A 20,684-nucleotide genomic window follows, 5' to 3' on the forward strand; every position below is an offset into this window, starting at 1 on the left:
GGAATGGCACGCGCGCAGAACACCTATTCGCGGATCGTGGCGTGGATGAAAATCATCCTGCCGCTGACTGCCCTCGGGCTGCTCTCGACGCTGTTTTTGTTTTCGCGCACCGTTGATCCGACGCAAACGGTGCCCATTGACCAACTAGATCTGGAACAACGCGCTCAGGATCTCGGGGCGACAAAGCCGCGGTTTGCAGGGGTGACGGTCGACGGCGACGAGATTACCTTTGCTGCCGAGATCGCACGCCCCGACCGCAAAACGCCCGATCAGTTGATTGCCGAGGATATCACCGCACAGTTGCGGCTGAGCGCAGGGACAGTCATCGACATCACCTCTGCCAATGCCGAAATGCAGCAAGGTGACATGACGGCGAGCTTGACGGGCCGAGTACACATCACCACGTCGACCGGCTATGAGATCGACACCGAGCGGCTGAATGCCAAGCTGGATGAGGTCTATGCCGAAACGCCGGGACGGGTCGAGGCCACCGGACCTCTGGGAGAGGTGACGGCAGGGCGGATGCTGTTGCATAACAACTCCGAGAGCGCTACGCCGGAATTGCTTTTCACCGAGGGTGTCAAGCTGATATACCGCCCGGAAGAAGCGGGGGAATGACACAAGTGCCAAGAATTTCCAGTTTGATTTTGGCGTTCGCGCTGCTTCTATCGCCTGTTGTCACACTGGCGCAGGGCGCGCAGGTGGCCTTTGGCAACACCCAAGCGGATCGCAACCTGCCCGTCGAGGTGACATCCGACTCTCTCAGCGTCAATCAGGCGGACAATACCGCCACCTTCACCGGCAATGTTGTGATCGGTCAGGGCGAGATGCGGCTGGCTGCACCAGAGGTGCTTGTGGTCTACTTGCCCGACAAGAGCGGGATCGAAAGCCTGAAGGCAACAGGGGGCGTTACGCTGGTCAGTGGTGAAGATGCCGCCGAGGCGGAACGAGCCGACTATGACATCACCACAGGCATGATTGAACTGCGCGGCAACGTCCTCTTGGTGCAGGGCACCAATGCGATCACAGGCGAGACCGTGTTCGTAGATACCGCGGCGGGCACGGCGCAGGTCAGCGGCAGGGTCAAGACCATCCTGCAACCGGGCAGCAACGAATGAGTTCTCCGAACTTGACACTCGCGCATGAAAATGCCGGCCTTGTGGTTGAAAACCTGCGCAAGAGCTATCGCAAGCGATTGGTGATCCGCGATGTATCGCTCTCGCTCAAGCAGGGCGAGGTGGTGGCGCTGTTGGGGCCGAACGGGTCGGGCAAGACCACGACATTCTATGCCATTGCCGGGCTGATCTATCCCGAAGGCGGACATATCCATATCGACGGTCAGGATGTCACCAGCCTTCCGATGTATCGCCGCGCCAAGCTGGGCATCGGCTATCTGCCGCAGGAAATGTCGATCTTTCGTGGCCTGTCGGTCGAAGACAATATCCTTGCGATTCTCGACATCGCAGAACGTGACCGTCACAAGCGGCGCGAGCGGCTGGAAGAGCTGCTCTCGGATTTCTCGATCGAGCATTTGCGCCGCGCGCCCGCCTTGGCCCTGTCCGGCGGCGAGCGACGGCGGGTCGAGATTGCGCGCTGTCTGGCCGCCAATCCGCGCTATCTCTTACTGGACGAACCTTTTGCGGGGGTTGATCCGATCTCTGTCGGCGACATTCGGCATCTGGTTGCCGATCTCAAAAAACGCGGCATTGGGGTGCTGATCACCGACCATAATGTGCGCGAGACGCTGGAAATCGTTGATCGCGCCTATATCCTGCATGACGGCAAGGTTCTGATGTCCGGCAGTCCACGCGACGTTGTGGAAAACGAGAACGTGCGCCGCGTCTATCTGGGCGACACCTTTCGGATTTCCTGAGCATCAGAGCCACGGCGAATCCGCGCCCCTATCCTTGAAATCAGATTGACAAGCTGCGCGGAAAGCGCGTCAATTGAGCTATGACATGTGTTGATCTCGCGCTGTTCCCCGAATGGCCCCCGCGACAAGGGCCTGTCTTGGGACAATTTCAACACCTGTCGTGTACCCGCATCCGGGATTAGGCAATCCCGCGGCGCAAGCGTGCCGCGCATGCCCCCGGCTTGTCAAACGAAGGAGATGAGATGCGTTATCAAATCAGTGGAAAGCAGATCGACATTGGCGAGGCCCTTCAGGTTCATGTGAAGGATGAGTTGGGCAGCGCGGTCGCGAAATACGCGGACCGGCCGACTGACGCGATGGTCGTTTTCTCCAAGAGCGCCAGCGAATTCGTCTGCGAAGCCATCGTGCATCTGTCCACCGGCCTGACCGCGCAGGCCAGCGCCAAGGCGCATGAGATCTACGCTGCCTTTGATGCCTGTTGCGCCAAAATGGAGAAGCAGCTGCGCCGCTACAAACGACGCCTCAAGGACCATCACCGCGAGCGGGCGGAACCGGTTGAACTCTTCGGTGCGTCCTCCTATATCCTAGCCTCAGATAGTGTGGAACCGGAATCAGAGCCCGACAGCCTGCAACCGATCATCGTCGCCGAGATGGAAACCAAGATTCCGTCGCTCTCGGTTGGTGAAGCGGTCATGCAGATGGAGTTGGCAGGTGCCCCGGTGCTGGTGTTCCGCAAGCAAGGCAAGGATACGGTCAATGTCGTGTATCGCCGTGAGGACGGCAATATCGGCTGGATTGACCCATAACGAGAGGGTGACAGGCGGTGACACGCTTGTCTAAGCAACAGAGTTTATGGAAATTCCAATGATCCTCAAGCCAGAGGCAGTGCGCGTGCTATCAGGCGCGACCAGCAAGAAACGCCTGATGCACGAACTTGGAAGCATTGCAGAGGCCGCCTACGGCGTGTCCCATTCCGCCGCAGTCGAAGCGCTGTTGGAACGCGAAAGCCTTGGCCCGACAGGGGTTGGTCACGGTGTGGCTCTCCCCCATGCGCGCCTTCCAGGGTTGGAGCAGGTCGTTGGTGTGCTGGCGTTACTGGAGAAACCGATCAACTTTGACTCGGTAGATCGGCAGCCGGTGGATCTGGCTTTTGCGCTCTTTGCGCCGCTAGATGCCGGGGTTGAACACCTCAAGGCGCTTGCGCTTGTGTCACGCACTCTGCGGGATGTCGGGCTATGCGCCAAACTCCGGTCGAACAGTGATCCCATGACACTCTATACCATCGTCACCGAGGCGCAGGCGGTGCAAGCCGCCTGACGCCCAGCCGGGCCTCGGGCTGTCTCAGACCAGCCTGTCGCCGGGCTCTTGCCCCGCAAAAAACGCATCCAGATTGTCCAGAGCGCGAAAGCCCATGGCGTCCCGCGTGGTGCGTGTGGCGCTGCCGATATGCGGCAACATGAAGATGTTTTCATGTGCTGCAAAGGCAGGATTGCCACCCGGTTCAACCTTGAAGCAATCCAGCCCCGCTCCGGAGATATGGCCGGATTGGATGGCAGAGAGCAGGGCGTGTTCATCAATCAAAGCGCCGCGCGCGGTGTTGACCACAACGGCCCCCGCAGGCAGGCGCGCAATGCGGTCAGAGTTCAGCAGATTGGTCGTATCGGGCGTGGCCGGGCAGTGCAGCGACAGAAAATCCGAAACCTCAAGCAGGCTCTCGACATCCGCATGAAAAATCGCGCCATGTTCATCCTCTGGCGAGAGGCGCGACCGATTGTGATAATGGATTTCCATATCAAAGCCGCGCGCCTTGGCCGCGAAGGCACGGCCAACACGTCCCATCCCAAGGATGCCCAAGCGCGCGCCGGTCATCTGCTTGCCAACCATGAAGGAGGGTGACCAGCTGTCCCACTGACCTTGTCGCACGATCCGGTCGCCCGTGATCGCATGCCGCGCCGCACCCAACATCAGAAGCATGGCAATTTCGGCCGTTGCGTCCGACAGCACATCAGGCGTGTTGGTGACAACGATACCAGCGGCCTTGAGCGCCGCCAGATCGCAATGATCCACGCCCACCGAATGATTGGCGACGATTCTGAGCCTCGGATCAAGCTGCGCCACCACATCGGCGCTGAAATGCTCCGAGTGGCAGGGGATCATCCCGTCCACCCGTTGGCTCATGGCGATGATGTCCTCAGCGGTGCCGGGGGTGTCCGCCTCGTTTACGATCACCTCATAATTGCGACGCGCGCGCGCCAGCGTGGCATCGGACAGACGACGCGGGATCCAAATAACCTTCTTATCGGGCATGTCAGCTTTTGTTCTTGCTCGAGGTCACGAAATCATAGCCCGCCAAGGCCGCCGTCAGGCCAACCACGACCCAAAGGTCCAGCGTGCCGACCTTGCGCACGAGGATGTAGAGAAAGGCGGCAAAGACCGCGAAGGCAAAGAGTGCCAGAAATCTGTTCATATCGTCATCCTTTTCTCATGCTCCGGCTTCATTCAGCCAGCCCGTAAACCAGTTTGCATTGCGCAAGAGACGCGCGTCATTGCCGCGTGCGGCAACCAGTTGTATGCCCATCGGCAGACCGTTTTCCGCTGTAAAGGCAGGCACGGTCACCGCAGGCGTGCCAGTCAGCGTCCAGAGCCCGTTGAAAATCGCATCGCCGGTGAATTCCAGCCCTTCAGGGGCGGGCCCTGTGGCTGCGGGACAGAGGATTGCGTCGCAGCGCTCAAATATCTCGCCCAGCCCGGCATAGAGCACATCGGCCCAATCCAGCGCCGCCAGGTAATCCCGCGCGAGCGTCGCGTTGCCTGCGTTGAGTGCCTCTTGCGTGCGTGGGCCGAGAGCGTCGATGGATTTGGAATAACGATAGTAGTATTTCGCCATCTCCGCAAAATTGATCCGTGCCCGGATCTCTGCAGCCTCACTGAACGCCGTGGGCAGGGGGGCTTCGAACACCTGTTCGCCCAAGGCCGCGACCAGTTCTTCAAAGGCCGCATGCAGTTGCGGATCGGCCTTGTCCCAGCCTGGCGGGCGGACAAAGGCAAAGACCGGCTTGAGCGGCGGCGCTGACGTGGCCACCGACAATAGCGATGGCACGGGGGAGGGAACGGTCGCCGGATCGCCCGCGTCATGGCCCATCAATACCTCCGCCAAGAGCGCCGCATCGGCGGGCGTGCGGGCAAAGACGCCGAGCGTATCAAGCGTGGGCGATTGTATCAGAACGCCAGTGCGGGGAATCGCGCCAAAGCTGGGCTTATACCCGGTCACACCGCAATAGGACGCCGGGCGGATCACCGAGCCGCCGGTCTGCGTGCCCACCGCGAGCGGCACCATCCCATCCGCCACCGCCGCCGCAGAACCCGAGGACGAGCCGCCGGGCGTGTGCGCGGTATTGAGCGGATTCCGGGTGGGTCCGGCGTGCATATAGGCCAGTTCGGTCGTGACTGTCTTGCCCATGATCACCGCACCTGCCGCCTTGAGCCGGGCGACGACGGCGGCATCCTTGGTGGGGATGCGGCCTGCGTCCAGCGGACAGCCGTTCTCCGTCGGAATCTTGGCGGTGTCGATGATGTCCTTGAGCGCAACCGGCAGACCGTGCAGCGCCCCGATGGGGCGCCCTGCTTGCCGCTGCGAGTCGAGCGCCTTGGCCTGCATTCGGGCAAAATCGGCGTCAAACCACGCCCAAGCGCGGATTTCTGGCTCGCGTGCCTCGATCCGGGCGATACAGGCCTCGACCAAGTCCAGAGCGCTCAGCGCCCCTGACGCCAGACGCGTGCGAAGGGTGCACGCGTCCAACATCAGGATTTCGGCGTTATTTGCCATACATCAGCTCCGGCAGATAGAACACGATCTGCGGAAAGATATACATCAGAGCCATGGCTATGAAGACGCAGAAGAGGAACGGCATAACGCCCGAGAAAATCTGCGTGAGCTTGATCTCTGGCGGGGCAATCCCCTTGAGGTAATAGGCCGACATGGCCATGGGTGGCGTTAAGAAACTGGTTTGCAGATTGAGAGCCACCAGAATCCCAAAGAACAGCGGGTCAATCTCAAAGAACGCCAAGAGCGGCAGAAAGATCGGCACGAAGATGATGATGATCTCGGACCATTCCAGCGGCCAGCCCAGCAAGAAGATGATGAGCTGTGCCAACAGCAGGAACATGAGCGGGCTGAGGTTCATGCTCTGGACGAATTCCGAAATCACATGTTCCCCGCCGAGATAAGAGAACACCGCCGAGAAAGTGTAGGAACCGACAAAGAGCCAGCAAACCATCGCCGTGGTGCGCACAGTCAGATACACGCTCTCACGCATCCGCTGCCATGTCATGGCACGGTAGACAAAGGCGAGGAAGATACCGCCCAGCGCACCGATGGAGGCCGCTTCTGTCGGGGTCGCCAGACCAAAGAGGATCGAACCAAGCACCGCGAGAATGAGGAATGCCAGCGGCACGAGCGAGGTCAAGATCATCAGCATAAGCTGGCTCTTGGGAATGTCGGGAATTTCTTCCTTGGTGGGCTTCGGGGCCACAGAGGGTTGCAGGATCGAACGACCGATGACGTAGATCAGATAGAGACCAACCAGAGTAAGACCCGGCAAGAGCGCCGCCGCGTAGAGACGCACAATAGAGACGCTCGACGCCGCTGCATAGACGATCAGCATGATCGAGGGCGGAATGAGAATGCCCAGCGTGCCGCCCGCACAGATGATGCCCGAGGCAAAGGACGGATCATAGCGCGCCTTGAGCATGGCCGGCAGCGCCAGAAGACCCATCAACGTCACCACAGCACCGACGATCCCGGTGGCCGTGGCAAAGAGCGCGCAAGTCACGAGGGCTGCCACACCCATCGAGCCAGGCATGTTCTTGGCCGCGATGTTGAGCGTCCCAAAGAGCCGGTCCACGATGTTCGCCCGCTCGACAATATACCCCATGAAGAGGAACAGCGGCACGGCGGTCAGAACTTCGTTCGACATGACCGTATAGGTCTGATTGACGAAGAGGTCGAATATTCGGTTGTTGAAGAACCCCTCAAGCCAGAGACTCCATTGGTCCCAAGCTCCGGCATCCTCAGCCAGCCGATCAAAGCTGCGCCACATCCGGCCCGCATCGAAGTAGGCGTAATAGCCAAAGCCAATACCCATCGCCATGAGCGTGAAGGCGATCGGAAAGCCGAGAAACACAAAGATGAGGAAAAGGCCCAGCATCATCAGGGCGATTTGCGGATCGGTCATGGATGTGCGTCCTTTTCGGCCTCAGCGGCCTTTTGCATCAACAGGTCTTCGGTCTCGAAGACGTCTTCGTCGGCCTTGAGCCATTCATTGGTGCGCATGCAATGAATGCAGCGACAAACCTGGGCGATGCCTTGAATCAAAAGAAGAATACCGGCGGCGACAATCACGGTCTTGAACTGATAGATCGGAATGCCTGCCGGGCTATTGACCGACACCTCGGCATAGGACCAGGACCGCGCGGCGTATTTCCAGCCCGACACGATCAGCGCGATGATCCCCGGAAAGAAGAACACGATATAGAGCACCAGATCGACCTTGGCCTGATTGCGCGGCTGCCAGAGACGATACAGAAAATCGCCCCGCACATGACCGCCCCGCGACAGGGTATACGCCCCGCCCATCATGAAAAGCGTGCCGTACATGATGAACGACACATCCAATGCCCAGGCGGTCGGATTATTGAAAACGTAGCGAACCACGACTTCATAGCCGGTGCCAAAGGCCATCAGGACGATCAGCCAGGCAAACGCCTTGCCGAACCAAGCCGACAGGTTGTCGGCGAAACGTATGAAACCGATCACACGGAGCCCCCTCTATTTTGAAAGTGGCCCCGGCGTTTCCTGCGCCGGGGCCCTTGTTATAACGGTATTTAGCCGTGATTACATCTTAAGCTTGCCGGGGAAGTAGTGCTCAAACGCAAGCGCATAATCCGGTGCGTTCATGAGTTCATAGTAGGTGACTTGCTCAACCCAAGCACGCTGGCTGTCGAGACACTTCTTCATGAACGGATCTTCTTCGAGAACCGGGATCAGCTTGTCCCATGCCTCGATCTGGCCGTTCAGAATGTCTGTGGAGGTGCGGTGAATGGTGACACCGGCCTCTTCTTGCAGCCACTTGAGGTCTGCCGAATAACGACGCATCGCCTTGGCGGTGTTGGCCGTAGAGGCCGCCTCGACCGCGTATTTCAGAATCGCACGCAGATCGGGGTCGAGGTCTTCCATGGTGAGCTTGTTGAACAGGAATTCGAAGCTCTCGGAGGCCTGGTGATACGAGGAAAGGTAGTAATTCTTGGCCACGTCATGCGCACCAAAGTTGCGGTCCGACGACGGGTTGTTGAATTCGAACGCGTCGATCACGCCACGCTCCATCGCGGGGACGATCTCGCCACCCGGAAGCTGTGCCACTGACATGCCCATCGACTGAAGTAGGTCAGCCGCGAGGCCCACGGTACGATATTTAAAGCCGTTCAGGTCGGCAACAGTGTTCACTTCGCCTTTGAACCAGCCAAAGGGCTGCGCGAACATCGGGAAGCCCATGTAGCCATCGACTTCCAGGCCCATGACGTCTTGGGTCAGTTCGTCATAGAGCGCCTTGCCGCCGCCTTCATAGAACCAGCTTAGCATTGTTGTGGCAGAGCCACCGAACACGGGGCCGGTGCCAAAGAGCGACGCGGCCTTGTTCTTGCCGTACCAGTAGACAGGCACCGAATGCGCCATGTCGAGAACGCCGTCATTCACGGCATCAAGCACTTGGAACGCGGCCACAACAGCGCCTGCGGGCAGCACGTCGATCTTGAGGCGGCCACCGGACATTTCCTCGACCCGGGTCGCGTAATCCTGTGCCATTTCCTGCCAGATATCACCGGCGGGCCAGGATGTCTGCATTTTGAGAACCAACGGCGCCTGTGCCAGCACCGCCGGGGCCGCGAGCGAGCCCGCAGCAATCGCGGGCGCCCCAACCGCCGCGCGGCGCAGGAACGAGCGCCGGTCCATCTTAGACTTGTCTGTCATGGTATTCCTCCCATAAATTCTTGTGCGTCAGATTGCTCTTTATGGCGGGCAAAGCGTCTCCCCCACGGGCGATTCGAGGCCCTGCAATCCGCCACACACGCCAGATCGTAACGGTTATCCAAGTAAAGGCAAGCATTCTGGTAAGATTAATTTACCAAATCCGCCTAAATTCTCGTCAAACTCTTGAAAAAGCCGGAGCAGAGGGCGGGTGGTGTTCGCCGATCCGCCTTGCACGCGCCCGCCCGCTTTGGTTTAACCGCCGCAATTGTCCCGCCGGAGGCCGCTCATGGTCGATATTGCCACCCGTGTGCATAACCACAAATGGAAGATCGACCCGATTGTCCGGTCTCTGATCGACACCGATTTCTACAAGCTTCTGATGTGTCAGTCGGTGTTTCGCAACAGGCCAGACACCACTGTCACCTTTTCGCTGATCAATCGCAGCACTTCGATCCGTCTGGCCGAACTGGTGGACGAGGGCGAGCTGCGCGAGCAACTGGATCACATCCGGTCATTGTCCCTGTCGCGCGGCGAGAGCACATGGATGCGGGGCAACATGTTCTATGGCAAGCGCAGCATGTTCACGCCCGAGTTCATGGACTGGTTCGAGGCGCTGCGCCTGCCGCCCTATCATCTCGAAAAGCGGGATGGGCAATATGAGCTAACCTTTGAGGGCAAATGGCCCGAAGTCATGCTTTGGGAAATTCCGGCGCTTGCTGTTCTCATGGAATTGCGCTCCCGCGCCGTGTTGCATCACCTCAAGAAATTCGAGCTTCAGGTGCTCTATGCCCGAGCCATGACGAAACTCTGGGAAAAGGTCGAACGCCTGCGGCCCATCGAGGGGCTACGCATCGCCGATTTCGGCACGCGGCGGCGGCATTCCTTTTTGTGGCAGGATTGGTGCGTGCAGGCGATGAGCGAGCGTTTGGGCAACCGCTTTGTCGGCACGTCGAATTGCCTCATCGCCAAGAACCGCGATCTAGAGGCGATCGGCACCAATGCCCATGAACTGCCGATGGTCTACGCCGCCTTAGCCGAGGATGACGCAGCTTTGGCGCGCGCGCCCTATGAGGTGCTTTCGGATTGGCACGAGGAACACGATGGTAACCTGCGTATCATCCTGCCCGATACCTATGGGACGCGCGGGTTTCTCGACAATGCCCCCGATTGGCTGGCCGGATGGACCGGCATCCGCATCGACTCCGGTGCCCCTGAGGACGGCGCTGAAACGGCAATCAATTGGTGGAAATCGCGCGGCGAGGATCCCCTCAAGAAGATGGTGATCTTTTCCGACGGGCTCGACGTGGACCGGATCATTGCTTTGCATGAGCGGTTCTCGGGGCGTGTGCGCTGTTCTTTTGGCTGGGGCACGCTTCTGACCAATGATTTTAGGGGCCTGACGCCGGATGATGCGCTGGAACCCTTCTCACTGGTGTGCAAGGCGGTGGCTGCCAATGGGCGGCCCACGGTCAAGCTCTCGGACAATCCGCGCAAGGCGATGGGCCCGACAAGCGAGATTGCCCGCTACAAGCGTGTCTTCGGGGTCGGCGCTCAGGACGAGATCGAGGTGCTTGTCTAGCGCGGTCTGACCCCATGCCATCGACACTGTTCAAAAGTAGCAGGATCTGAAGCCAGGTCTTCGAATATGGCGGTGCCATAACGCTCCTTGGCGCGGCTCGAGGCCGCTCAAGGGACGCTTTTGGGATTCGTGTTCCGCCGTCTTGCGGTTTCTCTTGGTCAAGATCGGACCGACTTAAGTCGGAAGACCTTGGGGCAGGGATCGCATAAAGAAAACTAGCAGACTAGAAATTCCTGTGAGCGCGGCCGCAGTCCGAGTCGTCGCCTCGGCCACGCTTCGTAAACTCAATAATCCAGAACATGACATTCCGTACTGACTCGTGGAGGCTCCGGTGAATTTTATGGAACACGATTACGCTGTCGGGGATGTTCGACTTTGGCAACGCTCATCCGAGCTGTGGCGTTGGGTCCGAAGATGGTATCGCTCTCTGCCGATGCATCGCCGTTTTGCCATCGTCGGCGGCATCGTCAGCCTGTTCAGCATGATCCTGATCGGGGCTTTCGTCAATCAACGCATCGAAAGCGCCGTGGTGCGCAATTCTGCGATTTCGGCCGCAGTCTATATGGAGAGCCTAATTGCGCCCCTGTCGCAGGACTTGGCGGATGGCAACGAACTCTCGCGGGAGCAACGCGCCAATCTGGAGGAGATTCTCGCGCGACCCGCTGTTCAGGAAAGGATTCTGTCCGTCAAGATATGGAAAGACGGTGGCCTAGTCGCCTATGCAAGCGATCACGATCTGATTGGCCAGAAATTCGAGCCGAAAGGCGATCTTCAGCAGGCGTGGCAAGGGGATATTTTCGCTGGATTCGATGAGCTCGACCATGACGAATCAGAAGGCGAGCGCGCGCTTGGTGTGCCACTGCTAGAGGTCTACAATCCGATCCACTCGATCCGCACAGGAGAGATTATCGCCGTTGCGGAGTTTTATCAGGATGCCAGCGAATTGAAAGACGATCTGCGTTTCGCTCGGCTGACCGCCTGGGCAATCGTCGCCGCGCTTGCCGGTGCAACATTTCTCGCCCTCTTCGGTATCGTCCGCGCCGGAAGCCGGACGATCGAGACGCAAAGGTCCGAACTGGAGCAGCGGCTGAACCTGATCACGCTCGTCGGTCTCCAGAACGACCTGTTGCGCCTGCGAATTCAGAACGCATCCGAACGGTTTTCGGCACTCAACGAGCAATTGCTGCGACGGATTGGGGCAGAATTGCATGATGGCCCCGCGCAGGCGCTGGCCTTTGCCAATATGCGCATCAGCGCTTGGCGCAACGCGAACGGCCCCGAAGAGGCAGACTTGATCCTGAAGGCGCTCAATGACGCGCTGGGCGACATCCGTGGGCTGGCGCGCGGACTGGTGTTGCCCAAGCTCGAAGGGGCCTCCATCGCAGAAACGATCCGGCGCGCTGCCGAAGCCCATACCGAACGGACCCAGACCGAAGTTCTTCTGGATGGTGGTGACAAGAACGACGGGAATATGCGGCCGGGACTGCCACAACTGATTTGCCTCTTTCGCTTTGTGCAAGAAGGGCTGACGAATGCGTGGCGCCATGCAGGTGGCATAGGGCAGAGTGTCGAGTTCGGAATTCAGGATGGCATGCTTGTCGTGACCGTCAGTGATCAGGGTTCCGGGTTCGATCCGAACGCCACGGCAGACACGGGCCGGATCGGACTCGCAGGTCTGCGCGAGCGCGTGCAAAGTGTCGGGGGCGCATTCGAAATTGACAGTGATCCCGGGCAGGGAACCCGCCTGACCATGCGTCTGCCGATCCATGAGAGGGCGATGTGACAGACCGTATCAGCGTCGTAATCGCCGACGACCACCCGCTGTTTCGCGGCGGGGTTGCCCGCTCTCTGCAAGAGGCTGGCGATATCGACGTCGTTGCGGAATGCACAAGTGCCGATAGCGCCATTCAGGCAGCAGCAGATCACATGCCGGATATTGCGCTGCTGGACATCTCGATGCCCGGCAATGGGATCACGGCTGCCGAAAGGATCAGCGAACTATTTCCGGCGATCAAGGTGATCATGCTGACAGTTTCCGAGCAGGATGACGATCTTTTGCGTGCGCTCAAGGCGGGAGCCTCTGGTTACGTCCTCAAAGGCGTTGCTGTCGAGACGCTTGTGGAAGCTGTGCGCAGCGTTCGTGCGGGCGGCAGTTATATCTCTCCCGGACTGGCTGGAAAGGTGCTCTCGGCCATGGGGGCCGGCAAAATCCGCAATGCCCGCACATCCGATCCCATCTCGGATCTCACCTATCGCGAAGAGCAGATTCTCCGACTGGTGGCGCGTGGCTCCTCGAATCGCGAGATTGGTGAAGAGCTTGGTTTGCGCGAGGCCACCGTCAAACATTATATGACCAACATTCTTCAGAAACTGCATGTGCGCAACCGCGTCGAGGCGGCGATCATGGCGCGGGAAAAGGGGCTCTGACCCTAGTCCACGTCCGACTTTAGTGCCGCGCATTCGCCCCACCTTCGAGCCTGCCACAGACCTTACATCTGCGCAAAGCTGATCAGGCGAACCTTGGTATCGGGAGACACGATCATGAAGACGCTTCTTGCCACCTCCGCCCTGATCTTGTTGGGCACACTCGCGGCACCGACCTTTGCCGATCAACCCACCAGTGCCATCGCAGGGCTTTCTCAGATGCAGTCTGATCTTGAGCCGGTCGATGACGCCTTTGATCGCCGGGGCCGCGGTGGGCGCAGCAAACTGCGCGTGCCCGGCGGCTCGGGCTGTGACGATCCGGGTGACATACTGGAGCATCCCGAATGCGCCGGATGACGGATTGCTCTACCCCCCAGTCTTAGCAACCGTCGCCCCAGGCCTGACCGGCCCGGGGCACTTTCAATCTTGGGACCACGACTGATCTTCCGACGATCGTCGGAAATTTCGTCCGACGTCCTGACGATCCCCGGAGCAGCAGAGCGCTCTAGGATCCTCCCATGATCAATCAGAGGAATACCCCAATGGAAATTATGGCAGTCGAGTTGCGAACGAACAAAATCAAGATCGAATATGTGGATGGTTCACGCGAAGAGGTCGAGGCTGGCGTGTACGAACGCAAGAACAGCCAAGGTAATACCGTCGAACAGCGTCCTGCCACTTTGGCCGACACCACAAGATTGACGGCTTTGGTCGGCGGCTTTGAAACGACCAACCAGCCCAGCTCGTCCGCAGTCACCAGTGTCGAGGTCGTCGGTTCGTCGATCGAGGTCACTTTTGCGGATGGCACAAAGGAAGAAATCTCTAATGGAATCTATGAACGCAAGAATGCGGCCAACGAGACCATCGTCGAGCGCGTCGCAACCGCGTCTGACACCGCGCGCCTCAATTCCCTTGTGAACGGCAGCCCCAATACATCCCCCGGCGATGATGGCACCCCCGATCAGGGGGCTGGCGATGTCGGCACACCCAGCACCGGCGATGACGGCACCTCCGATCAGGGGTCTGGAGATGTTGGCACACCCAGCACCGGCGATGACGGCACCCCCGATCAGGGGTCTGGAGATGTTGGCACACCCAGCACCGGCGATGACGGCACCCCCGATCAGGGGTCTGGCGATGTTGGCACACCCAGCACTGGCGACGATGGCACTCCCGATCAAGGCTCTGGCGATGTGGGGCCGGGACCAGAGACCCCACCGGCGAACGTGCTCAACGGGACCCAAGGCAAGGATCGTATCGAAGGCCGCGCCGTTTCAGAGTCCATCAATGGCCATGGTGGCAAGGATGACCTGCGGGGGCGCGCAGGCGACGACAGTCTTGACGGTGGCAGTGGCAAAGACCGCGTGCGTGGTGATCGAGGTAATGACACGGTGGACGGCGGCAAAGGCGACGATGACGTGCGCGGCGACCAGGGAGATGATGTTGTGCTGGGTGGCGACGGCAATGACCACGTGCGGGGCGATCGGGGCGACGATACGCTCTTTGGGGGTGACGGCAAAGATCGCGTCAAAGGCGGAGATGGAGACGATCTGGTCGATGGCGGCGGCGGGAATGACCGCGTCTTTGGCAATCGTGGCAATGATACATTGGACGGTGGGAGTGGACGTGACACCTATACGGGTGGTTTGGGCAACGATGTCTTTGTCTTTGAACGCGACGATAGCCTCGACAAGATCGCCGACTTTACCAATGGAGCGGATATGATTGATCTGACCGCCTATGCGTTGGGAGGGTTCGCCCAACTGCTCGACCTTGCAACCGAACGCAACGGTGACACCTTCTTGCGCTTTGGCGGGGCGGACGTGCTTCGAATCGACGACGTTTCCTTGTCTGATCTCGACGCGTCGGATTTCCTTTTGTAACTTAGTGATCTGTCCGAGCGGCGCACTCCCTCTGCGCCGCTCGGCAAATTTCCGGGGCCCGGTGTTTCAACCTGGTTGAAGGGCGCAGTAACATCGTCATCCTGTCCCGGCGTCCCCGATTGAACCCGGCTCCGAATGATCTCTGTTACCAAGAATTATACCCCAGAAACTTGCCCGACATCTCGACCTTGACGCGGTCACCCTTGGGATTGGCGACGCGCGTGATCTTCATGTCGAAATCAATCGCCGACATGATGCCATCGCCAAACTCTTCCTGAATGAGCGCCTTCATCGTCGGGCCGTAAACGCCCACGATCTCATAGAGGCGGTAGATACAGGGATCGGTCGGCACCGCCTGCTCCCAGATCTTGGTGGGATATTCCTCCAGCACCGAAACCGCCTCCTCCGGCAGATCGAGCAGAGCAACCAGCGCCTCGGCCTTGGCCTTGGGCATGGTGTTCATGCCCATGCAGGCCGAGTGGGTCCAGACCGGCGACATGCCGATGCCCTCTGCGATCTCTTCCCACTTCATCCCGGTCTTTTTCTTCGCGATCAGGATCAGGGTGGTCACATCCTCCTTGGTCATCAATGCGGGCATGTGCAGATTGTCTTTCATGGTGTCCTCCATTCTTTCGGTCTCAGGTGAAAATCGGTGTCACAGATTCACGGCGCGCAGCCGTCGGGCCTCGCCGGTCTCGTCTTCGGGCGGCGTGCGGTCGATCCTCACGGTTTCGGGTGTCTGAGCCGCGCCATCGGAGGCACGCCCTGCCAATTCCTTTGACCGCTTGCCAAGGAACTGCACCAGATGGTTGCGGATCGGGTAATAGTTGGGATGCTCGACGATCTCGGTCCGGTTGCGCGGCCGCGGGATCGTGATTTCAACCGACTCCGCCACGCGGGCAAAGGGACCGTTGGTCATGAGCAGGATACGGTCCGCCAGCAGGATCGCCTCGTCGATGTCATGGGTGATCATGAACACGGTCTGCCCGGTGCCGCCCCAAATCTTGAGCAACTCATCCTGAATCGTCCCCCGCGTCAGCGCATCGAGCGCGCCAAACGGTTCATCCAGAAGCAAGAGCTTGGGATGATTGGCAAAGGCGCGGGCAATCGACACCCGTTGCCGCATACCGCCTGACAATTGGCTGGGCTTGCGGTGGATCACATCCCCCTCCAGCCCCACCATCGCCAGATACTCGCGGGAATGATCCAGCACCTTGGCCTTGGACCAGTCAGGATGCCGGGCAGCCACTCCAAAGCTCACGTTTTTCAGCGTGCTGAGCCAGGGCAGCAGGGAATAGTTCTGAAACACCACCCCCCGGTCCAGACTTGGGCCCGATACCTCGAACCCATCCATCTTGACCACGCCGCTGGTCGGCTCTGCAAGGCCCGCGAGAATGTTCATGATGGTGGACTTGCCACAGCCCGAATGCCCGAGAATGCAGACGAATTCGCCCTTTTCCACCCCGAAGGTGGCGTTCTCGAATACGGTCATCGTGCCGCCTTGGCCATCCGGATAACACTGGGTCAGGTTCTCGATCGACAGAAACGGTTTGCTCATCTCACGGCTCCTTATTCCGCATAGGCCACGGCGCGCTGGAGCGTGGCAAAGGCCGCATCCAGCATCATGCCGACAATGCCGATCATCAGGATTGAGAAGATGACCGAGGTCAGGTCGAGGTTGTTCCACTCGTTCCAGACGTAGTAGCCAATACCCGTCCCCCCCACGAGCATCTCGGCGGCAACGATGACGAGCCACGCGATGCCAATGGAAATCCGCATGCCGGTGACGATGGTCGGCGCCGCCGCAGGCAGGATCACCGTAAAGGCGGTCTTCAAATGCCCAAGTTCATGCGTCCGCGCCACATTCACCCAGTCCTTGCGCACGCCAGCCACGCCAAAAGCGGTATTGATCAGCATCGGCCAGATCGAGCAGATAAAGATCACGAAGATCGCGCTCGCCTCGCTGTCCTGGATGATGAAGAGGGCCAGCGGCATCCATGCGAGCGGCGATATGGGGCGCAACACCTGAATGAATGGGTTAAGCGCCTTGTAGGCGACCGGCGACATGCCGATCAGGAACCCGAGCGGAATCGCCACCAGCGCCGCCATGAGATACCCCGACAGCACCCGGTAGATCGAATACCCGATCTGAATCCCGATGCCCTTGTCGTTGGGCCCGGCATCGTAGAACGGATTGCTCAGCTCCTCCCACGCCTTGGCAATGACCTGTGAGGGGGGCGGCACGCCGGCTTTTTGCGCGCCCCCACCGGTCAACCGCTCGTATTCGGTCAACTCGCCCACGGCCTTTTGTGCCGGGATCGCCATCTCCCAGACAAAGAGCCCGACAAAGAGCATCACCACCGAGAGAAGCAAGGCGCGTTGGTTCAGCGACAGAGTTGACATCGCTCAACCCTTCCCGATGGCAAAGCTTTTGACATAGGCCTCGGGCTCTGCCGGATCGAATGTCTTGCCCATGATGGTGTGCGATTTGTAGGTGATGTCGGGGGCGTCATAGCCCAGATCGTTCATCACCTTCTTGGCATCGGCAGCAAGATAGACCTGTTCGGCCACAGCCTTGTAATCAATGTCATTCTCGATATAGCCCCAGCGCTTCATCTGGGTCAGGATCCACACGCCCATCGAGTGCCAGGGGAAAGGATCAAAGTCGATCCGGTTCGGAACCTGCTGCACCGCGCCCAGACCATCGGCATAGGTGCCGGTCAGCACCTGCTCGATCACTTCGACCGGCTGGTTGAGATAGTTGGTGGGCGCAATCGCAGCAGAGATTTCCTTGCGGTTCTCAGGCTTCGAGGCGTATTGCGTGGCGTCGATGATCGCCTTGAGCAGCGCGCCATAGGTGTTGGGCATGTCCGTGGCAAAACTCAGCGGCGCGGCAAAGGCGCAGCAGGGATGCCCCTCCCAGATTTCCTTAGTCAGAAGATGGATAAAGCCGATCCCCTCCCAAACCGCGCGCTGGTTGAACGGGTCCGGCGAGAGATAGCCGTCAAGGTTCCCGGCGCGCAGGTTCGCCACCATCTCGGGCGGCGGCACCACGCGGATCTGGATATCCACATCAGGATCAAGCCCATGTTCGGCCACGTAATAGCGCAGCAGGAAGTTGTGCATCGAGTATTCGAACGGCACCCCAAAGGTGAAGCCCTTCCATTGCTTTGGATCGCGCTTGTCCAGATGCTCGTTCGACAGCACGATGGCTTGTCCGTTGATGTTCTCGACGGCGGGCATGATGTAGGGAACAGCGGTCGAGCCTGCGCCAAGCGTCATCGCGAGCGGCATCGGCGTCAGCATGTGGCTTGCGTCATACTCCCCCGAGAGCGACTTGTCGCGCGCGACGGCCCAACCGGCGGTCTTGATCACACTCGCGTTCAACCCGTAGCGCTCATAGAACCCCATCGGCTGCGCCATGATGATCGGCGTGGCGCAGGTGATCGGGACAAAGCCGATGTTGAGGTCGGTCTTTTCCGGCGTGCCGAGATTGTCCAGAATGGCGGCCTTGGCCGCATCGAGCGGGAACACCGACGCGAGCGCCGCAGCCACCGTGCCGCCGCTCATCATCCCCATGAACGACCGCCGCCCGATGTCGCTGTGACCGAACACCGACCGCACCACGGCGCTTTCGACCGCGCGCTCCAACATCGCCTCAGAGGACATGACCGGCGCGGCAGAGGAATGCGATCCGCTCTTGCAGGTGTCGCACCCGCAAGACGCCCCGTGACGCAGATCATTCTTTTCCGAAAATGGGTCGCCAAGGCTCTTCATGGTCATGTCGTGTCCTTTCGCTCAAATGCCGTTTGACCCATGATCCGACGAAGTGACCATGTGCAAAAGGGGTGCGCCTATTTTTTAAGCACGCTATATTTGTGTTTAATTACAATATAATAACATCAATCACCCATGACGATTCATTACGGATTCTCGTAATTTACGAGATTTCGTATTGCGGTGCTGCGCTGCGGCGGTGTTTGCTCATGCCATGCAAGAGATGCCGACAACCCCCGATTCCCTGCTTGATGCGCTGGCCGAGGCGGCGCTTGTGATCGACCTTGTCGCCGACCGGATCGTCGCGGCCAATCCTCGCGCCCGTAAGTTGCTGGAACTGGAGCCTGTGCCCGGTGCCACCTTCTCGCCTCTGGTCGGGGCCAGCCTGCCCGGCTTTATCGTGCTGGTGGATGAAATCGCCCATCGGGGTGAGGCATGGAGCCGCGACATTACCCTCGCCACGACCAAAGGCACGCCGCTGCGCGTCGAAATCCGGGGCAGGCTGGTCAATGATGCGCCGTCTCTTCTCGCCCTGACCCTGCTCGATCTCGAGGAAATGGAGCGGCACGACCGCATCGCGCAGGCCGCCGAACTACACCGCTCGGGTTTGCTCGAATGGCGGCGCGCGCAGGAATTCTTTTCCGAACTCGAACGTCAGAACCAGCTGATCCTGAATGCCGCCGGCGAAGGCATTTACGGCGTCAACGCGGATGGCAAGACCACCTTTCTCAACCGCGCCGCGCAGGAAATGCTGGGGTGGACCGCTGAAGACCTCTTGGGCCACGACATTCATTCCGTGATCCACCATCACCACCTCAACGGCGATGTGTATCACGCGCATGATTGCCCGATCTATCAATCCTTCCGCTTTGAAGAGGTCAACCGCATCGAAGACGAGGTGTTCTGGCGCAAGGATGGCAAACCGATCCGCGTCGAGTATGTCTCGACCCCGATCTACGATCAAAATGTCCTTGCCGGGGCCGTCGTGATCTTTCGCGACATCACCGAGCGCAAGGAAAACGAACGCAAGCTGCGTGAAGCGATGGCAGAGGTTGCCGCCCTGCGCGACCGGCTGGAACAGGAAAACGCCTATCTGCAAGAGGCGATCACGACCGAGCGCGCGCATCACAACATCATCGGCGCCTCGCCTGCGGTGCGCCAGACGGTGCAACGGATTGACCTCGTGGCGCGCACCGATGCCACCGTGTTCATCAGCGGCGAGACCGGGACCGGCAAATCGCTCGTCGCCACCGCCATTCACAAGGCAAGCCCGCGCGCGCGCCGTCCCCTTATCCACTTCAAATGCGGCTCGGTTGCGCCCGAAGAGGTGGAGGCCGAGCTATGGGGTCAGGTGCGCGGTGCCCCCAACGGGGCCACACGCGACAAGCCCGGCAAGCTGGAATTGGCGCATAGCGGCACGCTTTTCCTTGATGATGTCGAAGAACTGCCCTTTGAGATACAGGGCAAACTCTTGGCCGCATTGCAGAACAGTGCCGTGACCCGTCTTGGCGATAACCGCGCAAAGCCGCTTGATATCCGCGTGATCGCCGCGACCACCCTGTCAGACAAGCAGGCCCGCCGCTCTCACCGCATCCGCGAAGACCTGTATTTGTTTCTCAACGTATTCCCCATCACTTGCCAGCCACTCCGCGACCGGCAAGAAGATATCCCGCTTCTGGCCGCCCATCTGCTCAAGATCGCCTGCCGCAGACTCAATCGACCAGAGCCGGTGTTGACCGAAGGGGTGGTGCAGCAGCTGCAATCCTACGATTGGCCCGGTAATGTTCGTGAACTTCACAACGTGATGGAACGGGCCGCGATTGTGTCACAGGATCGCAAGTTGGTTGTCGAACTGGGCGGCGTGGGCCCGCAGCCAGAGACAGGCCGATCCTTTCGAACCGAAGCGCAGATGCAGGACTTGGTTCGGGTCAATCTGATCGCCGTCCTGCGCGAAACACGCGGCCGCATTGCTGGCCCCTCCGGTGCCGCCGCCTTGCTCGGGATCAAGCCGACAACGCTGTATTCCCGCATCGGCACCCTGAATATCATCGAGGCAGACTGGGCCTGAGACCTACGGGACATAGCTGTCCTGCGCGCGAACTCATCAGAGTCGGGAGGCAGAGA

Annotated in this window: 21 protein-coding genes; 11 read left to right on the forward strand and 10 right to left on the reverse strand. The window is 59.6% G+C overall.

Going from position 1 to position 20,684, the window contains the following annotated elements:
- Nucleotides 1-3: 3 nt before the first annotated feature.
- From lptC to ACSSVY_RS01100, 5 genes are all read left to right on the forward strand, one after another.
- Nucleotides 4-618 (forward strand): LPS export ABC transporter periplasmic protein LptC, encoded by a 615-nt coding sequence (gene lptC / locus ACSSVY_RS01080; protein WP_454267522.1) that lies wholly within the window; start codon nt 4-6, stop codon nt 616-618.
- Nucleotides 615-1,118 (forward strand): lipopolysaccharide transport periplasmic protein LptA, encoded by a 504-nt coding sequence (gene lptA, locus ACSSVY_RS01085; protein ID WP_454267523.1) that lies wholly within the window; start codon nt 615-617, stop codon nt 1,116-1,118. The genes lptC and lptA overlap by 4 nt, the downstream gene beginning before the upstream one ends.
- A complete protein-coding gene (lptB, locus tag ACSSVY_RS01090) occupies nt 1,115-1,873 on the forward strand; it encodes an LPS export ABC transporter ATP-binding protein (protein ID WP_009816985.1) in 759 nt (252 codons plus the stop codon). Before lptA ends, lptB begins: the two co-directional genes overlap by 4 nt.
- 242 nt (nt 1,874-2,115) lie before the next feature.
- Nucleotides 2,116-2,679 carry a ribosome hibernation-promoting factor, HPF/YfiA family gene (gene hpf / locus ACSSVY_RS01095; RefSeq protein ID WP_009816986.1) on the forward strand — a complete coding sequence of 188 codons (564 nt, stop codon included), beginning with the start codon at nt 2,116-2,118 and terminating at the stop codon, nt 2,677-2,679.
- Nucleotides 2,680-2,725: 46 nt separating this feature from the next.
- Entirely contained in the window at nt 2,726-3,190 is a 465-nt protein-coding gene (locus ACSSVY_RS01100; RefSeq protein ID WP_454267524.1) for a PTS sugar transporter subunit IIA, read from the forward strand.
- A gap of 24 nt (nt 3,191-3,214) precedes the next feature.
- On the opposite strand, the gene ACSSVY_RS01105 is transcribed toward ACSSVY_RS01100, so the two are convergent.
- The 6 genes from ACSSVY_RS01105 to ACSSVY_RS01130 form a co-directional block, all read right to left on the reverse strand.
- Nucleotides 3,215-4,180, reverse strand: coding sequence for a 2-hydroxyacid dehydrogenase (locus ACSSVY_RS01105; RefSeq protein ID WP_454267525.1), 966 nt, complete (start codon nt 4,178-4,180; stop codon nt 3,215-3,217).
- Between the two features lies 1 nt (nt 4,181).
- Complete coding sequence (locus tag ACSSVY_RS01110; protein ID WP_454267526.1) at nt 4,182-4,340, reverse strand: hypothetical protein; 159 nt, start codon at nt 4,338-4,340, stop codon at nt 4,182-4,184.
- Nucleotides 4,341-4,355: 15 nt separating this feature from the next.
- Complete coding sequence (locus ACSSVY_RS01115; RefSeq protein ID WP_454267527.1) at nt 4,356-5,699, reverse strand: amidase; 1,344 nt, start codon at nt 5,697-5,699, stop codon at nt 4,356-4,358.
- On the reverse strand, nt 5,689-7,107 hold the full coding sequence (locus ACSSVY_RS01120) for a TRAP transporter large permease (protein ID WP_454267528.1): 1,419 nt from the start codon (nt 7,105-7,107) through the stop codon (nt 5,689-5,691). The genes ACSSVY_RS01115 and ACSSVY_RS01120 overlap by 11 nt, the downstream gene beginning before the upstream one ends.
- On the reverse strand, nt 7,104-7,688 hold the full coding sequence (locus ACSSVY_RS01125; protein ID WP_454267529.1) for a TRAP transporter small permease subunit: 585 nt from the start codon (nt 7,686-7,688) through the stop codon (nt 7,104-7,106). The genes ACSSVY_RS01120 and ACSSVY_RS01125 overlap by 4 nt, the downstream gene beginning before the upstream one ends.
- A 78-nt stretch (nt 7,689-7,766) precedes the next feature.
- Entirely contained in the window at nt 7,767-8,897 is a 1,131-nt protein-coding gene (locus ACSSVY_RS01130) for a TRAP transporter substrate-binding protein (protein ID WP_454267530.1), read from the reverse strand.
- A gap of 286 nt (nt 8,898-9,183) precedes the next feature.
- Here ACSSVY_RS01130 and pncB point away from each other — a divergent pair, with 286 nt between their 5' ends.
- The 5 genes from pncB to ACSSVY_RS01155 all read left to right on the forward strand — a co-directional run bounded on the left by pncB (nt 9,184) and on the right by ACSSVY_RS01155 (nt 14,783).
- Nucleotides 9,184-10,476, forward strand: coding sequence for a nicotinate phosphoribosyltransferase (gene pncB / locus ACSSVY_RS01135; protein WP_454267531.1), 1,293 nt, complete (start codon nt 9,184-9,186; stop codon nt 10,474-10,476).
- 433 nt (nt 10,477-10,909) lie between these two features.
- A complete protein-coding gene (locus ACSSVY_RS01140; RefSeq protein ID WP_454267532.1) occupies nt 10,910-12,259 on the forward strand; it encodes a sensor histidine kinase in 1,350 nt (449 codons plus the stop codon).
- Nucleotides 12,256-12,903: a response regulator gene (locus ACSSVY_RS01145; protein WP_454267533.1), complete on the forward strand. Its 648-nt coding sequence runs from the start codon at nt 12,256-12,258 to the stop codon at nt 12,901-12,903. The genes ACSSVY_RS01140 and ACSSVY_RS01145 overlap by 4 nt, the downstream gene beginning before the upstream one ends.
- A 114-nt stretch (nt 12,904-13,017) precedes the next feature.
- Complete coding sequence (locus tag ACSSVY_RS01150; protein WP_454267534.1) at nt 13,018-13,257, forward strand: hypothetical protein; 240 nt, start codon at nt 13,018-13,020, stop codon at nt 13,255-13,257.
- A 185-nt stretch (nt 13,258-13,442) separates the two neighbouring features.
- Entirely contained in the window at nt 13,443-14,783 is a 1,341-nt protein-coding gene (locus ACSSVY_RS01155; protein ID WP_454267535.1) for a calcium-binding protein, read from the forward strand.
- Between the two features lie 145 nt (nt 14,784-14,928).
- Here the strand turns inward: ACSSVY_RS01155 and cynS are convergent, their stop codons facing one another.
- From cynS to ACSSVY_RS01175, 4 genes are read right to left on the reverse strand one after another with little or no spacing between them, the layout of a single operon-like run.
- Complete coding sequence (cynS, locus tag ACSSVY_RS01160) at nt 14,929-15,399, reverse strand: cyanase (RefSeq protein WP_296628290.1); 471 nt, start codon at nt 15,397-15,399, stop codon at nt 14,929-14,931.
- A 39-nt stretch (nt 15,400-15,438) separates the two neighbouring features.
- Complete coding sequence (locus ACSSVY_RS01165) at nt 15,439-16,341, reverse strand: ABC transporter ATP-binding protein (RefSeq protein ID WP_454267536.1); 903 nt, start codon at nt 16,339-16,341, stop codon at nt 15,439-15,441.
- Nucleotides 16,342-16,352: 11 nt separating this feature from the next.
- A complete protein-coding gene (ntrB, locus tag ACSSVY_RS01170; protein ID WP_454267537.1) occupies nt 16,353-17,186 on the reverse strand; it encodes a nitrate ABC transporter permease in 834 nt (277 codons plus the stop codon).
- A gap of 3 nt (nt 17,187-17,189) precedes the next feature.
- On the reverse strand, nt 17,190-18,566 hold the full coding sequence (locus ACSSVY_RS01175; protein ID WP_454267538.1) for a CmpA/NrtA family ABC transporter substrate-binding protein: 1,377 nt from the start codon (nt 18,564-18,566) through the stop codon (nt 17,190-17,192).
- A 208-nt stretch (nt 18,567-18,774) separates the two neighbouring features.
- Here ACSSVY_RS01175 and ACSSVY_RS01180 point away from each other — a divergent pair, with 208 nt between their 5' ends.
- Complete coding sequence (locus ACSSVY_RS01180; RefSeq protein ID WP_454267539.1) at nt 18,775-20,628, forward strand: sigma-54 interaction domain-containing protein; 1,854 nt, start codon at nt 18,775-18,777, stop codon at nt 20,626-20,628.
- Nucleotides 20,629-20,684: the final 56 nt, after the last annotated feature.

It is taken from the genome of Roseovarius sp. MBR-51, from assembly GCF_053628575.1.

Excerpts from the sequence above, each read along its gene's own strand:
- ntrB (WP_454267537.1), bottom strand. The coding sequence starts at position 17,186 with ATGTCAACTCTGTCGCTGAACCAACGCGCCTTGCTTCTCTCGGTGGTG.
- ACSSVY_RS01120 (WP_454267528.1), bottom strand. The coding sequence starts at position 7,107 with ATGACCGATCCGCAAATCGCCCTGATGATGCTGGGCCTTTTCCTCATC.
- ACSSVY_RS01105 (WP_454267525.1), bottom strand. The coding sequence starts at position 4,180 with ATGCCCGATAAGAAGGTTATTTGGATCCCGCGTCGTCTGTCCGATGCC.
- ACSSVY_RS01175 (WP_454267538.1), bottom strand. The coding sequence starts at position 18,566 with ATGACCATGAAGAGCCTTGGCGACCCATTTTCGGAAAAGAATGATCTG.
- ACSSVY_RS01140 (WP_454267532.1), top strand. The coding sequence starts at position 10,910 with ATGCATCGCCGTTTTGCCATCGTCGGCGGCATCGTCAGCCTGTTCAGC.
- ACSSVY_RS01110 (WP_454267526.1), bottom strand. The coding sequence starts at position 4,340 with ATGAACAGATTTCTGGCACTCTTTGCCTTCGCGGTCTTTGCCGCCTTT.
- ACSSVY_RS01130 (WP_454267530.1), bottom strand. The coding sequence starts at position 8,897 with ATGACAGACAAGTCTAAGATGGACCGGCGCTCGTTCCTGCGCCGCGCG.
- lptA (WP_454267523.1), top strand. The coding sequence starts at position 615 with ATGACACAAGTGCCAAGAATTTCCAGTTTGATTTTGGCGTTCGCGCTG.
- ACSSVY_RS01155 (WP_454267535.1), top strand. The coding sequence starts at position 13,443 with ATGGAAATTATGGCAGTCGAGTTGCGAACGAACAAAATCAAGATCGAA.
- ACSSVY_RS01150 (WP_454267534.1), top strand. The coding sequence starts at position 13,018 with ATGAAGACGCTTCTTGCCACCTCCGCCCTGATCTTGTTGGGCACACTC.
- ACSSVY_RS01165 (WP_454267536.1), bottom strand. The coding sequence starts at position 16,341 with ATGAGCAAACCGTTTCTGTCGATCGAGAACCTGACCCAGTGTTATCCG.
- lptC (WP_454267522.1), top strand. The coding sequence starts at position 4 with ATGGCACGCGCGCAGAACACCTATTCGCGGATCGTGGCGTGGATGAAA.
- cynS (WP_296628290.1), bottom strand. The coding sequence starts at position 15,399 with ATGAAAGACAATCTGCACATGCCCGCATTGATGACCAAGGAGGATGTG.
- hpf (WP_009816986.1), top strand. The coding sequence starts at position 2,116 with ATGCGTTATCAAATCAGTGGAAAGCAGATCGACATTGGCGAGGCCCTT.
- ACSSVY_RS01100 (WP_454267524.1), top strand. The coding sequence starts at position 2,726 with ATGGAAATTCCAATGATCCTCAAGCCAGAGGCAGTGCGCGTGCTATCA.
- lptB (WP_009816985.1), top strand. The coding sequence starts at position 1,115 with ATGAGTTCTCCGAACTTGACACTCGCGCATGAAAATGCCGGCCTTGTG.
- pncB (WP_454267531.1), top strand. The coding sequence starts at position 9,184 with ATGGTCGATATTGCCACCCGTGTGCATAACCACAAATGGAAGATCGAC.
- ACSSVY_RS01115 (WP_454267527.1), bottom strand. The coding sequence starts at position 5,699 with ATGGCAAATAACGCCGAAATCCTGATGTTGGACGCGTGCACCCTTCGC.
- ACSSVY_RS01180 (WP_454267539.1), top strand. The coding sequence starts at position 18,775 with ATGCAAGAGATGCCGACAACCCCCGATTCCCTGCTTGATGCGCTGGCC.